This is a genomic window from Heyndrickxia sp. FW510-T9, assembly GCF_058781025.1.
The window spans coordinates 80,051-96,093 of record NZ_JBYSWK010000005.1 but is presented as its reverse complement, the minus strand read 5'-3'; the positions used below and the strand labels follow the sequence as shown (position 1 = coordinate 96,093).

Below are 16,043 nucleotides of genomic sequence, written 5' to 3'. Positions count from 1 at the left end.
AACATAAAAAAGATGTCCCGAAACTAATCTTACTTAGGATTGATAACAAATAACGAAAAGATCAATTATTACGAAAACAGCCTTATCCAATCGTTATTTGTCATTAGGTTTTAATAGTTCTTGTAATTCCTCTCTGTCAAGTTCGGCAAACCAATCGGGCGACTTAAAGGCTTCTATCGTTGCGTAATTCATATAATCTCCTGCTTTAGCCGATAGAACATCAGAAACTAGCTCATGTATTCTAATTTCACTTTGCGTTTTTTTCCATTTTTTCTTGGTCAAGTAATCCCATAAATCCTTCACTTCCACTTTTCCGTAGCCTATAAGCAAAAATTCCTCGATTTTGCTTTTTAGCGCAGGTTGAAGTAATTCAAAATATTGATCATACGGATGTTTTTTATCCAACCCCTTTTCCCCCTTGATAATGAACTTGTCATGCTTTGTCCATCATTCAGCATATACATAATTGTATATGAAATTACCGATTTTGAGAAGGTAGGTTAAAAATATGTCAAAGTTTCTCAAGGGGACGATGATTTTATTAGCTGCAGGACTCTTTACAAGAGTCTTAGGGTTTATAAATCGAATTGTAATTGCACGTTTTATTGGAGAAGAAGGTGTTGGGTTATATATGATGGCGTTCCCGACACTTATGCTTGTTATTACTTTCACGCAACTTGGACTTCCCGTCGCAATATCAAAATGTGTAGCGGAAGCAGATGCTATTGGTGACCGCCAAAAAATCAAAAAAATTCTTGTTGTATCACTAGCGATTACGATATCTTTGTCATTAATTTTTACACCGGGACTAATTTTATTAGCACCTTTTCTAACTAAAGTATTATTTACAGATCCAAGAATTTATTATCCATTAGTAGCTATCACTCCAATTATCCCAATTGTTGCTGTATCAGCAGTGCTGCGTGGTTATTTCCAAGGTATACAAAACATGAAGCCATTTGCGATTTCTCAAATGATTGAGCAAGTGGTAAGGATCTTCTTAATAGCTTTCTTAGCAAAAATATTTTTACCGCTCGGCATTGAGTATGCAGCGGCTGGAGTGTTGTTTGCCTCGATAATTGGTGAATTAATATCGTTATTCTATATGTTTGCTATGTTTAAATTAAAGAAAAAATTTAAAGTTAGGAGAAAATTCTTCCAAGCATTGAAATCAGGGAAAGATGCATTAAATGAATTAATGAGAGTTGCCCTTCCATCACTAGGAAGTCGTCTAATTGGAAATATTTCATGGTTTTTAGAACCAATCATTGTCGCCAATAGTTTAGCAATTGCAGGTTTAACCGCTAGTTTAGCGACAAAACAATATGGATTACTGACTGGATTTGCAATGCCTTTAATGATGCTGCCATCCTTTGTAACAACATCCCTATCTACTGCGCTAGTGCCTGCTATTAGCGAAGCCAATACAAAAAGAAATAGTCTTTTAGTCGAACATCGGTTGCAGCAGGCGTTACGATTTTCGTTACTTGCAGGAGGATTGTCTGTCATTATTTTATTCGTTTTCGCTGAACCGTTAATGATGGTAATGTATGGTTCTAAAAATGGGTCTCAATTTGTCAAAATGATGGCTCCATTTTTCCTTTTGCTATATTATCAAGGTCCATTGCAAGCAACACTGCAAGCACTTGATTTAGCTAGAGCAGCCATGATAAACAGTTTGATTGGAGCTGTAGTAAAGCTTGCTGTCATCTTTGCACTGGCATCACAACCTGAGTTCGGAATAAATGGTGCTGCATTAGGAATTGTTACTAGTATGCTTTTAGTAACATTGCTACATTTCGCTACAGTGCTTAAGAAAATACCATTTACTATATATATCTCTGAATATGCAAAATTTGCAGCTGTCACCCTTGCAGCTGGTTGGTTTGGATATTGGATCTATGATCACTTCTTTAACAAGGAAATACTTGTTATGCGGTTACTTGTATGTATAACACTTACTTCCATTTTATATTTGCTTTTACTAATCGGCACAAAGCTCTTAAGAAGGACAGATTTGCGACTTATACCGATTATAAATAAATTTATATAAGGAAAGTGACCATTTATATAGTCACTTTCTTACTTTTTCTCATCGATTAAATCGATATAGAACTGTCCGTCTTGAAAGCTGCATAAAGAAATTTCTTTTATATTCGGATAACCTCTTTTTCTTAACTCTCTCCTTAGCCACATTTCGCTTTTTTCTGTTTTTTGCAAATTTGTAGCGATAATTTGGCCGTCCATAATAAGTGGTAATGTAAATGTATTGACTTTTTTCTTCTTTTTATCCTTTTTAACAATTGATAGCTCCCCTGATGTTTCTAGAATCGCAAATTCTACATCCGCAATATTATTGATATCTTTCGTTCTTAATTGAGTAAGCAAGTCGTCATAATTATAACGAATTTTCCGCATCGCATTTTCATCAATTTTCCCTTTATTTATGACAATGGTTGGAGAACCATCAACAATTTTTCTAAATCTAGAGCTTTTCAACGAGATAAAAGCAAGTGCGGTTTGTATGACTAACAAAATTATCATTGGCAATAGCACATACCAAATAGGAGATTTGTGATTCTCAATTGCGATAGCAGCCATCTCACCCATCATGATAAAGACAACCAAGTCTAACACACTTAATTCACCTATTTCTCTTTTTCCCATTAAGCGAAATATCACAAGGATGCTTGCATACAGCAGCAAGGTCCGAAAAACGATTACAATAAAATCTGACAACACCATTCCCTCCAATCAATGACACTTTAATGGTTAGTATGTTCAAAAAACATCTTAACTGATTTGGAAATAGTTGTTATCTGTTTTGTCGTTATTTCTGGATGTACTATTTATAAAATTTTTGATTCTAAAATGAAAGCTAGAGAATATGCTTGTACTAGATATAGAATCGTATTTTTATGGAGGGAGAGAACGAACATCGAAACGAAAAAAATCGGAACAAGCGTATTATATGGTGTGTTAGTCATCTTTATTTTGATCACGATATCTAGTCTTATTTTTTCCTTTATTTTAAGATTCACTAATATACAAGAGCATTCCATTAGTCTTATCGTTACGATTATTTCCTTTATTGCATTATTTAGTGGTGGGTTTGTATGTGGTGGGAAAGGGAAGGAAAAAGGTTGGTTGCTGGGTAGTCTGACTGGCGTTCTATACACATTTATTATTTTTCTATCCCAGTATTTAGGGTATGGTCATTTATTTAGTTTTGAACAAACTGTCTACCACATTTGCTATATTCTTACTGCTATGATGGGTGGAGTTCTTGGAGTAAATATGTTGTCTGGAAAATCAAAATATGTTTAAGCCGTTTTTCGCAACATAAAGTTAAAACTATAATGAGCTAGCAATAAAAACCAGGTCTGTATATGTTGGCTGATCTGCTTTTCGCTGCACTGTAATACGATGCTTATAAAAGCTTGTTCAAGTAGATCTAACATCAATCTATTTTTTAGGCAGAAAAAAGAAGCAATCAAGATTGCTTCTTTTCATTTTCCAAAGTAGAAATTGGATCTGGCTTATTTACTTGCTCAACCACTTCGCGGATAGCGGAGCGATCATATGTAAGACGGCTTCCATCTCCACATTTTAAAACGATTTTGCTATCGTCAAGGGAGTCAATGAATCCGTGAAGTCCTCCAATTGTGACGATTTTATCGCCTTTTGAAAGACTGTTTTGCATGTCTTGAACTTTTCTTTGTCGCTTTTGATTTGGTCTGATTAATAAGAAATAGAACAAAACAATCATAGCAACAATTGGTAGTATTTGTGCATATTGCATTGCTTTTCCTCCTTTCACTAATATATCTATTTAGAAGTTTTTCGCATCTGGACGATTAAATCCGTACTGCTCAAAAAATTCTTCCCGAAAATCTCCAAGCCTGTCTTCCATAATAGCTTGTCTAACCTTCTCCATCAATTGTAACAGAAAATAGAGATTATGGTAAGAAGTAAGTCTAATTCCAAAAGTTTCATCACATTTTATTAAATGGCGAATATAAGCACGAGAATAATTTCGACATGTATAACAATCACAATTTTTATCTAGCGGACTGAAATCTCTTGCATATTTGGCATTCTTAACCACTAATCTTCCTTCACTCGTCATGACAGTACCATTTCTGGCAATTCTAGTTGGAAGTACACAGTCAAACATGTCAATTCCTCTAATAGCACCATCAATTAAGGAATCAGGTGACCCTACACCCATCAAATATCGAGGCTTATTCGCTGGAAGTAAAGGTGTCGTAAATTCTAATGCCCTGTTCATAACATCCTTCGGTTCTCCTACAGATAATCCACCAACCGCATATCCAGGAAAGTCTAGTGAAATAAGGTCATTTGCACTTAAGCGCCGTAAATCCTCATATTCTCCACCTTGGACAATCCCAAATAAACCTTGGTCACTTGGACGGTTATGCGCTTTCAAGCATCTTTCCGCCCAACGGGATGTTCTTTCCACTGACTTTTTCATGTATTCATGGGTAGCAGGGAATGGGGGACATTCATCAAAAGCCATCATAATATCGGATCCTAAGGCATTTTGAATTTCCATTGATTTTTCGGGAGATAGAAAGAGTTTATCCCCATTTAGATGATTTCGAAAATGAACACCTTCCTCTTCAATCTTACGAAAATCACTTAAACTAAAAACTTGAAAACCACCTGAATCTGTTAAGATTGCTTGGTCCCAATTCATAAACTTATGGAGTCCGCCAGCCTCACGAACAATTTCATGACCCGGACGCAGCCATAAATGATACGTATTACTTAGTATCACTCCTGAACCCATTTCCTTTAACTCTTCGGGTGACATCGTCTTAACCGTAGCTAATGTTCCTACCGGCATAAACATTGGTGTATCGTAAGAACCATGTGGTGTATGAATCTTTCCTAGACGAGCACCTGTCTGTTTGCACGTCTTAATTAATTCGTATGTAATTGCTGTCAAATGTAAAAGCTCCTTCCAAATACTCATGGCTGTTTTTGATTATTGCTTTTCAAAATTGTTATAAATCCTAATTAGACTTAGTTTCAGGCATCTTTTCTTAAAATGTTGTTTATTATTAACTTAATTAGGAGTATATAAGTCCTCGTTAACAAAAGCAGCATTGATTAAGAAAAGGGCCTTACTCATCTATATTATGAGCATCGCATCTCCAAAACTAAAAAATCGATATTTTTCTGAAACAGCGGTTTCATAGGCATGAAGAATATGTTCTCTTCCAGCCAGCGCACTAATAAGCATAATTAACGTTGATTTTGGCAAATGGAAATTGGTAATCATTCCGTCAATACCTTTAAATTCATAGCCTGGGAAGATAAAGATATCCGTCCAACCGCTTGAAGCAACGATTTGTCCATTATGCTCGGAAGCAATAGTTTCTAATGTTCGCGTAGAGGTTGTACCGACAGAAATGATTCTTCCACCTTGTCTTCTTACGCGATTTATTATTTCTGCTGTTTCCTCAGATACCTGGTAATATTCCGCATGCATATCATGCTCATCCACATTTTCAACACTTACCGGTCGAAAGGTTCCAAGTCCAACATGGAGGGTAATGAAAGCAATATGGATACCCAACCCTCGTATTTCATCCAGCAGTTCATTTGTAAAATGTAAGCCGGCAGTTGGTGCTGCAGCTGAACCTCGTTCTTTTGCATACACCGTTTGATAACGGTCACGATCTTCTAATTGTTCTTTAATATATGGAGGTAATGGCATTTCTCCCAAATCCTCTAATACCTCGTAAAAGATACCTTCAAATTCAAATTTTAAGATTCTGCCACCATGCTCTTCTTCCTTCACACAATGAGCTATGAGCTTCCCATCTCCAAAAATTAATTTAGTCCCAACTTTTACCCGTTTAGCAGGCTTTACAAGCGTTTCCCAATTATTCTCTTCTAATTGCTTTAATAAGAGAACCTCAATATGCGCACCAGTATCTTCTTTTACTCCAAACAATCTGGCAGGCAGTACTTTCGTATCATTTAATACTAGACAGTCGCCTTTTTTTAAATATTGAGTGATGTTTTTAAAAACGGTGTGTTCTAATTCACCGCTTTTTTTGTTTAGTACCATTAACCTGCTGTCGGAGCGATTTTTCAAAGGGGTTTGTGCAATTAATTCTTCTGGTAAATGAAAATCAAATATATCTACTTTCATCGTTGTCACCTTCATGTTTGTTTTTAGTGGTAGTTTTTATACCGCCTTATGCGTACATGTGAACGGCTTTTACTCGGGACGAGTAACTTTAGTGAACATGTACGCATAAGACTAAATCAACAATATATCACATCGTTGGAATTTCCATATTGAAATGATCATATACAAGCCTTGTAACAATTCTCCCCCGCGGTGTTCTTTGTAAGAATCCTATTTGCAATAAATATGGCTCGTACACATCTTCAATTGTATCAGACTCTTCACCAATGCTAGCAGCAATGGTATCTAACCCAACAGGTCCACCTTTAAATTTTTCAATTATACCTATTAGTAATTTATGATCTATATGATCTAAGCCTAATCGGTCAACCTGTAAGCTTTCGAGAGCTGATTCTGCTAATTCGATTGTGATTGTTCCGTTACCTTGAACTTGTGCATAATCACGAACCCTTCGTAAAAGGCGATTAGCAATTCTTGGTGTCCCTCGCGATCTCCGGGCAATTTCAATAGCACCTTCCCTATCAATATCAGTATGGAGAATTTCTGCCGTTCTTAAAACAATATTGGTAAGTTGTTTTTCCGAATAATATTCCAGACGACTTAACACTCCAAAACGATCACGAAGAGGTGCAGAAATAGCCCCTTGTCTAGTTGTAGCACCAACTAGTGTAAACGGAGGCAGATCTAAGCGAACAGATCTGGCACTAGGACCTTTTCCGATTACAATGTCTAAGCAAAAGTCTTCCATTGCAGGATATAAGATTTCTTCTATTGCCCGTGGTAAACGATGAATTTCATCGATAAACAATACTTCTCCAGGTTCAAGAGCTGTCAAGATCGCTGCTAAATCGCCTGGCCGTTCGATTGCTGGTCCTGAAGTAGTCCGCAAGCTTACACCCATTTCATTAGCAATGACAGCGGCAAGGGTTGTTTTCCCAAGACCAGGTGGGCCATAAAGTAATACATGATCTAATGTTTCTCTTCTTTGCTTTGCCGCTTCAATGAATATAGCTAAGTTGGCTTTTACCTTATCTTGGCCAATATATTGTGATAACACTTGAGGTCGCAAGCTTTGTTCAAAAGAAAGATCTTGGCTATTTGCATCTCCTGATACTACCCTCTCCTCCAAATTACTTCCTCCCTCCTACATATTTATTTCATTAATTTTTTCAAAGCTAATTTTATATATTGATCTGTCGTTAATTGTTCTTTTTGCAGTTCTTTCGAAATCTTTTTAATTTCTTTGTCTGAATATCCTAGTGCCTTTAATGCAAGAACTGCTTCCTCAAATGAACCGTTGTCATTTTCAACTCTCATATCCTGTTCATTAAATAAGTTTGGAAAATAGTCAGGAACAATATCTTGAAGCTTGCCTTTAAGGTCAAGAATCATTTGCCGAGCTGTTTTCTTTCCAACTCCCGGAAACTTAGTTAAAAATGCCTCATTTTCTTCTTCTATAGCTTGGATTACTTGTGTTGGTTCTCCATATGCAAGAATAGCTAAAGCACCTTTTGGACCTATTCCTGATACACCTAGTAATTTTTTGAACAATGTCCGTTCTTCGCGCAACAAAAAGCCATATAATGCAATTAAATCTTCTCTTACATGTTGATATGTATAGATTTTTGTTGTTTGTCCTTGAAGTCTTGAAAACGAAAATGGATTAGGTGTTGAAACTTGATAGCCAATACCCCCATTTTCAATTACGATAAACTCGGGACAAACATACTCAATCGTGCCTTTTATAAATTCATACAATCTATTTCTCTCCTCTAAATACAAATACGGAAGCGCCGTAGATCTAGCGTACGGATTTCGTAGTCTTCGACTGAGATAAAGGAAACCGTGCTCGGTAGTTCACGAGCTATTGAAAATTGAACTACTATTTTCACCTGATGTTGACTTATCGTAGGGAGGAGACGGAGAAATCCGCTAGCCGATAGGCGCTATTGAAATTGAAGTTCGAATTTCACCTGGAGCTGGACGTAAACAAATTGTTAAAATACTCCCATAGAGTTGGATTTTATAATTTCATAAACAAACAAAAACTCCTACTAAAGGGAGCTTAACAATACGCTAATCTACATTGTAACATATTCATTCCTTTAATTGATAGATTTCATCTGCATAAGAAAAAACCGGTATTTTAACCGGTTTCATTGTTCATGTTTTGAAATAGAGTAACGTTTTAAAGTTTCTAATACATTTGTATAGTCTTCTTTAGATTTTATTGGTATTCCTTTTAGTAGCTCTTCCTGCTTTTTCCCTTCCAGCTTTTTCATATCAATTTGAAAAAAAGACTGAATAATATCTGCTTTACTTGGTTTCCCATTAAATATGCTTAGAGTTCCATCACTTGATAAACCAAAATATCCGTTTGACTTAAGTAATGGAGAGATATCGTCTACTTTCTTTTGAAATACAAGTTGGTCGTCATCCATTTCAACCAATTGCCAACTTTTATATTTTTTCATATATACTTTATCAGATAAACGTGGTTCATGAAGAATTTCTTCACTTACTTCGCCATCAACAAATACGCGTTCGAGAATAATCGTTTTTTTTCCTTTCGAAAAAACCTCTATGGAAGGTTTTATTTTTGCTTTATTTGCAAGATGCTCACGTTCAGATTGTGGTAAATGATAAAAGTTTACGCCAAAGAGTAGCGCAATCAATATTAGCGTTCTTACAACAATACTCATTGCTGTCACCTCTACAATCCAAATATATTTTCCTATATTTATTCATAGTGTTACCTTTTTTAAGATTAATATCCTTTAAACATATGGAAAAACGAACAAAACATGAGCTACCTCTAATAAATTCATCTTAAAAGTGTTGGTCGACCCTCTTTCACTGCATTGTTATTCACCTTTCATAATGGCTTGTTCAAGCTGATCGTCCAACAAATTTTTTTTCAAATAAAAAAAGGAATAGGTAAGGATATCCTTATCTATTCCTTAATTAGCTTTTATTGTGTGCTTGATTTCTTCTTATAGCTTTCAAACATTTTATCCACATCTAGTTGGATTGTATTTTTCGGTCCTCCATTTCGTAAATCATTGTCTTGAGCTACTACCCTGTAATAGTTTCCAATATCTGTAGTGACTAAATATTTTCTTCCACCTAATAATGGAAGAACAGCAGTTTCCACTGAGCGCTTTGTTGCTTCTGCCTTATTTTCATTTTTCAAAGCAACTGCAACTAATACCCGATTACCATCAACAATGGTTCGGGCATCTGATACATTGGTCACATTAGCAGCTGTATTAGAAATATCTTCAGAAAGCTTTCCTTCATACGCATTATAATAGGATGTATTTGCTTTACTGTTCCGCGTATTTAAATGACCATGATAATTGATATCGCGTAAATGTCTATCTCGATTAACCGTCGTATTGTTAGTGTCATATTGAGTCATTGACGACCTAAGATGTGGTATATAGTCATCTGGATACCCCGATGGAAGAAAGCGATTATTATTTTTTACATAATCGACATTCCCTGTAGAATAATCCATTAATTCCGTAAATGGACCATCATGATCCACAATACTTTGGTCATTTGTTGAATACCCAACAGGCTGGAATCTGTTTACGTTTCGATCATTTACTGCATTTTTATCTTGTGCACAAGCGGCTAATCCACTTATTATTAATGCTGATATCGGTGCAACAAATAATTTTTTTTGCAAACTAGAACTCCCCCTAGATTTTAGGTAGAGCAAATAAATGCTCGAGATTAGTTTGTGAGAGGGAGGTTGTTTTCATTACACAGAAATTCTGGAATTCATACCATGTTAATGATGTTTTATTTGATACATGACATCCTTTACAAACTTTTCTCTGTATTTGAATTCCCTGAAGGTTATTTCGGTTAAGAAAGAGGATAATCTTTCCCTTCCATGTTCATACTGAAGGAAATGGTTCCATTCCCTTAATAAGTCTGTCGGATAGACTAACGCAGTTAAAAATGGTTTCTCCGTTTTATACTGTTCTAATTGTCGATAAATAAATAACTTATCTAAAGACCAATCTAACTGAGGCAAGATTCTATTACAAAATTGTAAATCATCTATAAGTGCTGGAGCAATTTTCGCTAAATCAAAATCAATTAAATATAAGCCTTTATCGCTTAAGATAAAATTATGGTGAGCAACATCACCATGTATAATACAATAAGGTTTATTTGTAAAATAGTCTTTATTTTTTAACATATTTTCAATGGACCATTCAGACCAGTATATAAATGCATTATAATATTTCAGTGGCAGCCACTTCATAATATACTTTTCATTTGCTTTGAATTCGTTAAGTCGCTCTTGCCACTTTTTAATTTGATTAAACAAGGGGAAAGTTTTTTCATAATCCTTAGTAAATTTCCCTGTTACATTGTGATACTTTTTTAAAAGCTGTAATGCCTGTTTTCTATTTTCATGGTTTCGGTAGGAGAATTTTGTTCCTTTTTCATTTTCAATATATTCGATTAATCCATAAGTTTTTTTATTGAATTGAATTTGTTTTTCTGCATGAATAGGATGGAATTTGTAGGTATGTGGAAAGTTATTAGATAGTAATGATTCTGTGAGTCTGACTTGCATATTTAACTTCGATGATTTAGAAAACTCTTTCAATACCCATTTTTCTTTGTCTGTCTGGCAAAGAAATACTCCATTTTTTATGATTGTCATATTTGTAAAATTCTGTCCAGTTATGTCTGCTAAATAAAGAAGGAGACGCTTGCTTTCGTCTCCTTCTTTTCCTTCTCTAACAATTTTCACTGTCATCATCTTGTCTTGGTGAAGGATAACCGCTAGGACCAGGGAATCCCATACCGTATGGGTACTGTCCACCTTGCATACCATAAGGGAAACCGTATTGCTGACCATATGTCATTTGTCCTCCATATGGGTATTGTCCCCCTGGGTATTGCATGCTTGGATATTGTCCTCCTGGATATTGCATGCCTGGATATTGTCCTCCTGGATATTGTCCTCCTGGATATTGCATGCCTGGATATTGTCCTCCCATAAACTGCCCAGTTGGATACTGTGCACTAGGATATTGTCCACCTACATACTGTCCGGTTTTAGTAAACCCGCTTGGATATTGTCCACCAGATTGAACGGAAAGCTGACCTGGGATATTTTGCCTTCCACTGATTTCAAAGCCTTGTTGGATAACATTGGTTGTAGTGTATTGCGGCTGATATCCTTGGTGAGGAACATATCCATCCATTTGATAACCGCCTTGCTGATACATTGGCATAGAGGAAGATGACGACTCATCTTCGTAATGATGCCCCCAATGCCCTTGACCATGCATTACAGGCATCATCATTTCGGAACCTACTACAGGCATACTGTATGCAGGCATTTGTGCCATGTACGGATACTGATAGGAATATGGATCCGGGCCGCATCCACAATCAGGAACTGGCATCTGATAGCTAGGATACATTTCATAACACTCCTCTTGAACCGGCATAATTGGTTGATATTCAACATTCTCTATTACTGGCTGTGGTGGAGGTTGCTGTGTAGCTTGCTGAGTTTGGATTTGCGCCATATTTGTCATATAGTAATTATTTATATCGATTTCAGGAACGACTGGTTGAGGCATTTTTGGAGTGTATATTTCTTTATGCACGATCGTTTCTTTTTTTGGCACTTCCTTGATGATTTCTTTTTGAACCGGCAGTGTTGGAGCTTGCTGTTGTGCAAATGGATGAACAGCATGTGGAATTTCTTTTTTCACATATCCTGGATTCCCTACATGTTTTACTACCGATCCTCCTGATGTTGGTACTTTTACTTTCATCCCCGGCATAATCATATCCGGATTGGAAAGTTGAGAATTCAATTTCTTTAACTCTTCAAAATCTACGCCATATTTTTTGGCAATTTTCCAAAGAGTGTCGCCTTTTTGTACTATATGGATCTTCACTCATTTCCCCTCCTCAGGCATAAGTCCATATATCGTATGTGAAAATAGGTAAAATGCTAATAATCTACACAAAAATTTATGTTGAATTCCATGAAATTATGCCTTCCCAAAAGGCTCTTTTCTTGATCATTTATGGTTATATAACCATATACCTCATAAATTTTTCATTCGGTATTTGATGGATTATCCTATTAAGAAAAGATGCCGGAAACTATATTTTATTAGAAGATTAATCAATGATAGAAAAGAAACAAGTTAAAATCGGCTTTTGGATTATAACAATTAATACGAAAACAGCCTTCCCATAAAGAGAAGGCACATACATTTACTATGAGTAGTTAGTTTATATTTACCAAAATTTTATCCTCTTAACATACGCTCTAATGCTAAGTTAGCAAGTGTAGAAGTTTCTTCATCAACCTTAATCTGGTTAATTGGTTCAGCATTTATTATACTTTCTAAACTCCAAAGCAAGTGCGGCAAATCAATCCTGTTCATTGTTAAGCATGGACACATATGAGGGTTCAAGGAAATGATATGCTTATCTTTATGAGTGTTGATCAACCGCTTTACAAGATTCATTTCTGTCCCTATAGCCCACTCCGATCCTGGCTCTGCTTGAGAAATAGTGTCGATAATATATTTAGTGGAACCATTTAAATCTGATTCAGCAACTACTTCTCTGCTACATTCTGGATGGACAATTACCTTCATATTTGGATAATTCTTTCGAACATCTTGGATATTTTGTACTGTAAATTTCTCATGTACAGAGCAATGACCTTTCCATAAAATCACTTTAATTTCATCGAAATTTCCTTCGTATACTAATTCATCCTGAATCGGATCCCAAACTGCCATTTTCTCTAGAGGAACCCCGATATCGAACGCAGTGTTTCTACCCAAATGCTGGTCTGGTAAAAAGAGAATTCTTTCCTTTTGTCCAAATGCCCAATTTATCATTGAATGTGCATTAGAGCTTGTTACTGTAGCACCACCATTTTTTCCAACAAATGCTTTGATAGAAGCAGTAGAATTTACATATGTTAAGGGAAGAATGGTGTCACCAAAGATAGATTTAAGTTTTTTCCATGCTCTTTCAGTTTGAAATATATCCGCCATATCTGCCATGGAACAGCCCGCTCTCATATCAGGCAAAAATACTTTTTGATCATCACTAGTTAAAATATCTGCTGTTTCTGCCATGAAATGAACTCCACAGAAGACGATATATTTTGCTTCTTTATTATTTGCCGATACTTTTGCCAACTGCAAAGAATCACCGGTTGTATCTGCAAACTGTACAACTTCATCTTTTTGATAGTGGTGCACAGGTAAAAAAAGCTCTTTCCCTAACTGATTTTTAATTTCCCATACACGAGCTTCCATTTCCATATTGTCCATCTTAAGGTAGTGATCAGGAATTCTTGAGTTTTGTTCTTGTTCTAGAAAATTTAATATAGACATCAGTGATCCTCCTCATATTTATTTGTTCACTATTACTTTTGCACTTATATCAAATGCTTCGACTGAATGGGTTAAGCTTCCTAAAGAAATATATTGTATACCTGTATTTGCATATTCGCGCACATTTTGTATAGTAATATTTCCAGATGCCTCCGTTACAATCCAATCTGGTACATATTTTATCCAATCGCCAATTTCTTTTGGTGTTCGATTATCAAACATAATGATATCGGCACCTGCTTCAATCGCCTCGAAAAGTTGCTCTTTTGTTTCGATTTCCACTTCTACTTTTACCGTATGACCTAAGCCAGATTTCACTTTTGAAATGGCATTTGTTATCGATCCGGCGAATGAAATATGATTGTCTTTTATCATTACTGCATCGTATAGCCCATTTCGATGGTTGACCCCACCGCCAATTCTAACTGCATATTTATCCAGCATTCTTAATCCGGGCATCGTTTTTCTTGTATCACATATCTTCGTCCTAGTTCCTTCGATACTATTCATGACATTTGCCGTTTTTGTAGATATACCACTCATTCTTTGAATTAAATTTAAAATGACACGTTCTCCTTTTAGGAGATTTTGAACTGCCCCTTTAGCAATCGCAATGAGCTTTCCTTTTTCTATTTGCTCTCCATCATGAACCAATAACTGTACTTCAATCTTTTCATCTAAAATTTTATATCCTTCTTGGATAATTGTTTCACCGCAAAAAATACCTGATTGCTTTGCGATAAAAGATAATTCCCCATTATTATTATTTGTAAAAATAAGCTCGCTTGTTAAATCCCTGTCCCCGATATCCTCCACATAAAATTTATTAAGCATGGACCGCAATATGATGATATTCATTTTGATCTCCCCTTATATAAATTCGATTTTTTGAAAGAATTATATGTTGGTTGCTCCAGCCTTCAACTTCGTTTGGATAGTCTTTACGAATATGTCCTCCTCGGCTTTCTTTTCTTAATAGAGCTGACTCAACAATTTGTTTGGCTGTTATAAGCATAAAAATGATTTCGATTTGTTTAATCGAAATTGCATCAAGATTAATATTGTTTGTATCATATTGCTCAAGCCAGTGGAGAAATGCTGTTAGTTTCTCGCTTGTACGTAAAATACCTGCGCACTCCATCATTCTAGTTTGAATCTCATCTTTAGCTGGCAATGCCAATAAAGGTTGTTTTATGATGCATTTTTCAATAGGCTCTATTAAAGCTTGGGAACTTGTATCTTTGTTTAGATAATAAGCTAGTTTTCTACCAAAATGTAATCCTTCTAATAAAGAATTACTTGCTAAGCGATTGGCACCGTGAACACCACTGCAGGCCGTTTCACCTATTGCAAAAAGACCGTCTATAGTTGTTTTCCCTACCGAATCAATAGCTATTCCTCCCATTAGAAAGTGACAGCCTGGAGCTACTGGAATCTTTCCTTCATAAATAGAAATCCCTTTTCTTTCGCATAGTGCTGTAATGGTCGGGAACTTTTCTTTGAAGTTTTCTATCATTGTAATATCAAGAAAAACACGCTTACCTTTTTGTAATTCCTCATATATTTGCTCAGCCACAATATGTCTTGGGGCAAGATCTAGGGCAGGATGTTTCCCAATCATAATTTTTTCATTATCCTCATTTATCAATATTGCTCCTTCACCTCTAACAGCTTCGGAAATAAGTCCATGCGTCATGCCGTTTACATACAGAAGCGTAGGATGGAATTGAATAAATTCCATATCTGAAATTTCCGCTCCAGCATTATATGCGAGCGCAATACCATCACCTGTGATGGATGATGCATTGGACGAATAAGGATATAATCCACCAACACCACCAACCGCTAAGACAACATGCTGAGCAAAATAATGGTTAACTTGATTGTTTGTATTCTTTGTCTTTACTCCCATACATCTATTCGTCTTATGATCTATCATGATTTCATACACATATTCATGTTCCTTCATGACGATATTTGTGGGAATATTCTTTAAGAAATACTCCATTATATATTTTCCTGTGGCATCTCCTCCACTATGAACGATCCGGTTATGACTATGTGCACCTTCTTTCCCTAATTTCCACACACCTTTTTCATCCAAATCAAATGCTATGCCGGATTTTTCTAGTTCGTTAATAAGCTCGGGAGCAGATTTTACAAGTTCATACACTTCCCTCTTGTTATGAAAATGACAGCCAGCTTCTAATGTATCCTGATAATGAGACATATAGTGATCGGTTTTGGAAAGTGCTGCAGCGACGCCACCTTGGGCCAAATAAGAGTTACTATTCATTTTTGAAGACTTTGTGATAATCATCACATGAAATTCCTTAGATAAATGGTGTGCTAATTGCATGGCAGCAATTCCACTTCCAACAATAATAATATCTATTTTTTCCATAAAATACATCCTCCTGTTTTAACAGGTGTCTTGACACATA

Annotated in this window: 16 protein-coding genes; 2 read left to right on the top strand and 14 right to left on the bottom strand. The window is 35.9% G+C overall.

Going from position 1 to position 16,043, the window contains the following annotated elements:
- Window positions 1-93: 93 nt before the first annotated feature.
- Window positions 94-405 carry a post-transcriptional regulator gene (locus AC3WJF_RS04390; RefSeq protein WP_492449905.1) on the bottom strand — a complete coding sequence of 104 codons (312 nt, stop codon included), beginning with the start codon at window positions 403-405 and terminating at the stop codon, window positions 94-96.
- Between the two features lie 103 nt (window positions 406-508).
- On the opposite strand from AC3WJF_RS04390, the gene spoVB reads away from it, so the two are divergent.
- Window positions 509-2,053, top strand: coding sequence for a stage V sporulation protein B (spoVB, locus tag AC3WJF_RS04385; RefSeq protein ID WP_492449904.1), 1,545 nt, complete (start codon window positions 509-511; stop codon window positions 2,051-2,053).
- A 29-nt stretch (window positions 2,054-2,082) separates the two neighbouring features.
- Here spoVB and AC3WJF_RS04380 read toward each other — a convergent pair whose 3' ends face one another.
- On the bottom strand, window positions 2,083-2,745 hold the full coding sequence (locus AC3WJF_RS04380; protein WP_492449903.1) for a DUF421 domain-containing protein: 663 nt from the start codon (window positions 2,743-2,745) through the stop codon (window positions 2,083-2,085).
- A gap of 126 nt (window positions 2,746-2,871) precedes the next feature.
- On the opposite strand from AC3WJF_RS04380, the gene AC3WJF_RS04375 reads away from it, so the two are divergent.
- Window positions 2,872-3,327, top strand: a complete 456-nt coding sequence (locus tag AC3WJF_RS04375) for a TIGR04086 family membrane protein (RefSeq protein WP_492449902.1) — start codon at window positions 2,872-2,874, stop codon at window positions 3,325-3,327.
- A 166-nt stretch (window positions 3,328-3,493) separates the two neighbouring features.
- On the opposite strand, the gene yajC is transcribed toward AC3WJF_RS04375, so the two are convergent.
- The 12 genes from yajC to nadB form a co-directional block, all read right to left on the bottom strand.
- Window positions 3,494-3,802: a preprotein translocase subunit YajC gene (gene yajC / locus AC3WJF_RS04370; RefSeq protein WP_492449901.1), complete on the bottom strand. Its 309-nt coding sequence runs from the start codon at window positions 3,800-3,802 to the stop codon at window positions 3,494-3,496.
- A gap of 30 nt (window positions 3,803-3,832) precedes the next feature.
- Window positions 3,833-4,972: a tRNA guanosine(34) transglycosylase Tgt gene (gene tgt, locus AC3WJF_RS04365; protein WP_492449900.1), complete on the bottom strand. Its 1,140-nt coding sequence runs from the start codon at window positions 4,970-4,972 to the stop codon at window positions 3,833-3,835.
- Between the two features lie 186 nt (window positions 4,973-5,158).
- Window positions 5,159-6,187 carry a tRNA preQ1(34) S-adenosylmethionine ribosyltransferase-isomerase QueA gene (gene queA / locus AC3WJF_RS04360; RefSeq protein WP_492449899.1) on the bottom strand — a complete coding sequence of 343 codons (1,029 nt, stop codon included), beginning with the start codon at window positions 6,185-6,187 and terminating at the stop codon, window positions 5,159-5,161.
- 127 nt (window positions 6,188-6,314) lie between these two features.
- Window positions 6,315-7,316 carry a Holliday junction branch migration DNA helicase RuvB gene (ruvB, locus tag AC3WJF_RS04355; RefSeq protein ID WP_492449898.1) on the bottom strand — a complete coding sequence of 334 codons (1,002 nt, stop codon included), beginning with the start codon at window positions 7,314-7,316 and terminating at the stop codon, window positions 6,315-6,317.
- Between the two features lie 23 nt (window positions 7,317-7,339).
- Complete coding sequence (gene ruvA / locus AC3WJF_RS04350; RefSeq protein WP_492449897.1) at window positions 7,340-7,945, bottom strand: Holliday junction branch migration protein RuvA; 606 nt, start codon at window positions 7,943-7,945, stop codon at window positions 7,340-7,342.
- A gap of 398 nt (window positions 7,946-8,343) precedes the next feature.
- Entirely contained in the window at window positions 8,344-8,889 is a 546-nt protein-coding gene (locus AC3WJF_RS04345; protein ID WP_492449896.1) for a BofC C-terminal domain-containing protein, read from the bottom strand.
- Between the two features lie 269 nt (window positions 8,890-9,158).
- Entirely contained in the window at window positions 9,159-9,881 is a 723-nt protein-coding gene (locus AC3WJF_RS04340; protein ID WP_492449894.1) for a YhcN/YlaJ family sporulation lipoprotein, read from the bottom strand.
- A 105-nt stretch (window positions 9,882-9,986) separates the two neighbouring features.
- Window positions 9,987-10,967 (bottom strand): phosphotransferase, encoded by a 981-nt coding sequence (locus AC3WJF_RS04335; RefSeq protein WP_492449893.1) that lies wholly within the window; start codon window positions 10,965-10,967, stop codon window positions 9,987-9,989.
- Window positions 10,954-12,132, bottom strand: a complete 1,179-nt coding sequence (gene safA / locus AC3WJF_RS04330) for a SafA/ExsA family spore coat assembly protein (RefSeq protein WP_492449892.1) — start codon at window positions 12,130-12,132, stop codon at window positions 10,954-10,956. The genes AC3WJF_RS04335 and safA overlap by 14 nt, the downstream gene beginning before the upstream one ends.
- A gap of 360 nt (window positions 12,133-12,492) precedes the next feature.
- Entirely contained in the window at window positions 12,493-13,536 is a 1,044-nt protein-coding gene (gene nadA, locus AC3WJF_RS04325) for a quinolinate synthase NadA (protein WP_492449951.1), read from the bottom strand.
- Between the two features lie 81 nt (window positions 13,537-13,617).
- Window positions 13,618-14,457 (bottom strand): carboxylating nicotinate-nucleotide diphosphorylase, encoded by an 840-nt coding sequence (gene nadC, locus AC3WJF_RS04320; protein WP_492449891.1) that lies wholly within the window; start codon window positions 14,455-14,457, stop codon window positions 13,618-13,620.
- Complete coding sequence (gene nadB, locus AC3WJF_RS04315; protein WP_492449890.1) at window positions 14,426-16,003, bottom strand: L-aspartate oxidase; 1,578 nt, start codon at window positions 16,001-16,003, stop codon at window positions 14,426-14,428. Before nadB ends, nadC begins: the two co-directional genes overlap by 32 nt.
- Between the last annotated feature and the right edge of the window lie 40 nt (window positions 16,004-16,043).

What these genes read in the sequence shown, in the direction of transcription:
- spoVB (WP_492449904.1), top strand. Translation starts at nt 509, where the DNA reads ATGTCAAAGTTTCTCAAGGGGACGATGATTTTATTAGCTGCAGGACTC.
- AC3WJF_RS04380 (WP_492449903.1), bottom strand. Translation starts at nt 2,745, where the DNA reads ATGGTGTTGTCAGATTTTATTGTAATCGTTTTTCGGACCTTGCTGCTG.
- AC3WJF_RS04375 (WP_492449902.1), top strand. Translation starts at nt 2,872, where the DNA reads ATGAAAGCTAGAGAATATGCTTGTACTAGATATAGAATCGTATTTTTA.
- yajC (WP_492449901.1), bottom strand. Translation starts at nt 3,802, where the DNA reads ATGCAATATGCACAAATACTACCAATTGTTGCTATGATTGTTTTGTTC.
- queA (WP_492449899.1), bottom strand. Translation starts at nt 6,187, where the DNA reads ATGAAAGTAGATATATTTGATTTTCATTTACCAGAAGAATTAATTGCA.
- AC3WJF_RS04345 (WP_492449896.1), bottom strand. Translation starts at nt 8,889, where the DNA reads ATGAGTATTGTTGTAAGAACGCTAATATTGATTGCGCTACTCTTTGGC.
- nadA (WP_492449951.1), bottom strand. Translation starts at nt 13,536, where the DNA reads ATGGACAATATGGAAATGGAAGCTCGTGTATGGGAAATTAAAAATCAG.
- nadC (WP_492449891.1), bottom strand. Translation starts at nt 14,457, where the DNA reads ATGAATATCATCATATTGCGGTCCATGCTTAATAAATTTTATGTGGAG.
- nadB (WP_492449890.1), bottom strand. Translation starts at nt 16,003, where the DNA reads ATGGAAAAAATAGATATTATTATTGTTGGAAGTGGAATTGCTGCCATG.